Genomic DNA, 2,954 nt, shown 5'->3' with positions numbered 1-2,954 from the left:
CAGGATTATGCCGAGATCAGGAAGCCGCTCATCGCCCTGACCAGGAAAACCAGAGCCAGGGCCGGCATAACCCGGACCTCGGCATAAGCCGACGATTTCGCGGTCTTGGTGAATGGGTCTCGTTCCGACGTCGAGACCCTGCGAGAGGAAATCGCGATGGTGCTGGCAACGATGGGTCTTCGCCTTTCTGAAGCGAAGACCCGAGTGGTGCATCTCAGCGAGGGGTTCGACTTCCTCGGCTTCCACATCCAGTGGCGCCGTAAACGAGGATCGTCGACGTGGCACGTCTATACCTTCATCGCCGAGTGTCCCATCAGCTCGTTGAAGGCCATGATACGTGCTCTGACCCCCAGGACATCGCAGCAGGACCCACAAGCCGTGCTGATCCGCCTCGGGCAGATCATGCGCGGCTGGTCCAACTACTTCCGTTATTCGGTGGCCAAGAATGCTTTCTGTCGCCTGGCCCACTTCGTGTGGAACCGGGTCGTGCGATGGTGGCGGACACTGCATCGCTGGTCGTGGAAGGACTTCCGCCGGCGGTTCACCACCCCGCAAGGGCGTTGGCGGACTCTCTCGGCGGGCGGAGTCGAGTTGTTTGACCTCGCGGCGGTCACGGTCACCCGTTACCGCTACCGAGGAGCGGCGATTCGTTCTCCCTGGGCTCCACTGCAGCAACCAGCCTGACGGTCACGACCGTGGAGAGCCCGGTGCCCGGAGACGGGCACGCCGGGTTCGGAGAGCGGCCTGGGGAAACGGACCGGAAGTAATCCCGACACCGCGCCCCAGGCCGACTCAACAGTGCAGCCGGTTCTCCACGTGCCAGTGCTCCCGGGCGAACGTGGCGAGCCGGATCGGGCTGGCCTGATGGGTCGCCACGCTGGTGACCAGGTAGGCGATCTCGGTCTCGGTGGGTCCGCCGGCGAGGGGCTGACATCGGCGGGTGATCCGTACCGCCTGCACGGCGTGCGGGAACAGCAGCCCGGCGCGGACCTCGGTGGCTTTCACGGTGCGCCGCTCGCGGCGCACCGTGGCCCCGCTCGACGGTCCGCGCGGCGGTGGTCCTCACCTGACCCCAGGGCAGGGCTGTGAGCTGGGCATACAGGCTGGGCTGGTTCGCCTTCACCGTGAGCGCATAGTGCGCCCCGCGGCCGATGAGCCAGCGCGCGGTCTCGGACTGGGGATGCAACGCAACGGAACGTCAACGAACATTCCCGTTGGAAATTTGTTGCCAACCGAGGACTTGCCTGGTCGGAGGTATTGAGGAGGGGCCGGAAAGTCGGCTACCCTCGCGGGGTGGCGATCTACCAGATTCGAGTCGAGCTGCGTGACACCGAGTCGCCTCAGTGGCTCCGACTCCTCGTTCCTCCCTCGATCACCCTTCACGATCTGAACAAGGTCACGCAGGAATCGATGGCTCCGCATAACTCTCAGTTCTACAGCTTTACGGTATCGCGTAGAAGTTCCTACGGTCCCAAGAATTTCATGATGGTCGATCCAGACAATTTGGAATTCGACGACCGCGAGGTCACTCTGGCGCTCGCGATTCCCCGACCGAACCTGCGGATCAGTCATATGTCGGACCCGAGGGAAGGAATCTACCACAACATCATACTTCAGAAGGTGGTGCCGGAGATTCCGGGTCTTCGATATCCGCACTGCGTTGCAGGGGTGGAGGAAGGCCAGAAAATCGATCCCGATGATGTTAACAAGGTGCTGGCCGAACTCGATCTGTCCAGTCTGTCATCGGAACCAGCGCCAGCTTCGAGGGAGATCGCGAGGCGGATCAAGCACCGTCGACGGGAAGGTGCCAAGCCCCCGGCGCTTCTCGCTGTTCAACTTTTCCACCTCACCGAGACGGTGAAGGACCGTCCTGCTCTCGCGGTCCGTAACGCTGCTCTCCTGCTGATGGACACTGTGTGGGCAGTCCTGACCGCGCACGCAGTCGAACCAGCTAAGGACGACGACCTCTCCATGCTGCTGGATGAGGCGGTGCGACTGGCAGGTGTGGAGGATGCGCTGCGCGGTGCTGGTAACGTAGGCCCTTTCACGTTGGCAAGCGTTCTCGGTATCTCCCCGGACCTCGCTGCGCTACACGCGGGGGTGAAGGACAGCGACGCCCAACGGGCCGTCGATGCCGCGTTCGTATGGTGCAGGCCGCTCTTGGACACGCTGCCGGAAGCAAGGATGGCCGGCTGACCCCCGTGGGCTCCGTTCCCAGGCGCCGTCACACTGCCGTAGCGGGCAATCCGCCCACGACCGGCGACCGGGGGAAGCGTCGGTTCCTACGCCCGACCTTCGCCGTCGACCAGCGCGCCGGGCTGAACGGCGCCGCCGGCAGGGACACCGCAGCGCGTCGCGCTCGGCCGCGTCGAACACGACCAGCGGGGCTGCGCCGTCCAACGGCCGGCACGCCCGTGCCCCGGCCACCTCCCGACACCAGCAGACGGGCCTCGGCCTGCCGACTCATCAGGCCAGCCCGACCCGGCGCGCCGCGATGGTCCGCGAGCACTGGCACGTGGGGCTCTGATGCTCCTATGAATGTCAAGCGGTCACAGGAAGATCTTTTTGGGTGTTGGGGGCAGCGAGGATCGTGTAGATCTCCCGTGCCACGTAACGCTTGAGGCAGCGGATGATCTCTTTCTTGGACTTGCCTTCGGCGGTGCGGCGTTCGACGTAGGCCCGGGGGCTCTGTTGCGTCCGGTCGGTGGGCCTCTGCGCTGATGTCCGGGAATGATCAGGTGATGGGTCGAGGTGCGGTCCGTCCGCTGGTGCCGGTGTCGGGGTTCGCGGGGTTCCGGTTCCCACCTGAGGTGATCGTCCTCGCTGTCCGCTGGTACCTGCGGTTCGCCCTGTCCGGCACTGTTGCATCCGGCGGGGCCGGGAGATCTTGACCGAAAATCTTCCTGTTGGAGGACGCCGGATCCGGTCGCTGGAGCACCGTCGACCGGCCGACC

Annotated in this window: 3 protein-coding genes and 2 pseudogenes; 3 read left to right on the top strand and 2 right to left on the bottom strand. The window is 64.7% G+C overall.

Annotation, left to right across the window (positions count from 1 at the left end):
* Window positions 1-156 precede the first annotated feature (156 nt).
* Window positions 157-684, top strand: coding sequence for a group II intron maturase-specific domain-containing protein (locus B056_RS0108990; protein ID WP_230202909.1), 528 nt, complete (start codon window positions 157-159; stop codon window positions 682-684).
* Between the two features lie 108 nt (window positions 685-792).
* Here B056_RS0108990 and B056_RS44260 read toward each other — a convergent pair whose 3' ends face one another.
* Window positions 793-1,005 (bottom strand): hypothetical protein, encoded by a 213-nt coding sequence (locus B056_RS44260; protein ID WP_230202908.1) that lies wholly within the window; start codon window positions 1,003-1,005, stop codon window positions 793-795.
* 288 nt (window positions 1,006-1,293) lie between these two features.
* Here B056_RS44260 and B056_RS0108980 point away from each other — a divergent pair, with 288 nt between their 5' ends.
* Window positions 1,294-2,196 carry a plasmid pRiA4b ORF-3 family protein gene (locus B056_RS0108980; RefSeq protein WP_018501539.1) on the top strand — a complete coding sequence of 301 codons (903 nt, stop codon included), beginning with the start codon at window positions 1,294-1,296 and terminating at the stop codon, window positions 2,194-2,196.
* Window positions 2,197-2,541: 345 nt separating this feature from the next.
* Here B056_RS0108980 and B056_RS44255 read toward each other — a convergent pair.
* Window positions 2,542-2,685: pseudogene (locus B056_RS44255) on the bottom strand (IS110 family transposase); the annotation flags it as partial.
* Window positions 2,686-2,774: 89 nt separating this feature from the next.
* On the opposite strand from B056_RS44255, the pseudogene B056_RS46365 reads away from it, so the two are divergent.
* A pseudogene (locus tag B056_RS46365) lies at window positions 2,775-2,855 on the top strand (IS6 family transposase); the annotation flags it as partial.
* Window positions 2,856-2,954 lie beyond the last annotated feature (99 nt).

Origin of the sequence: Parafrankia discariae (assembly GCF_000373365.1) — a bacterium.
Taxonomy (GTDB): domain Bacteria; phylum Actinomycetota; class Actinomycetes; order Frankiales; family Frankiaceae; genus Parafrankia; species Parafrankia discariae.
This window is presented reverse-complemented; position numbering and strand designations above follow the sequence as displayed.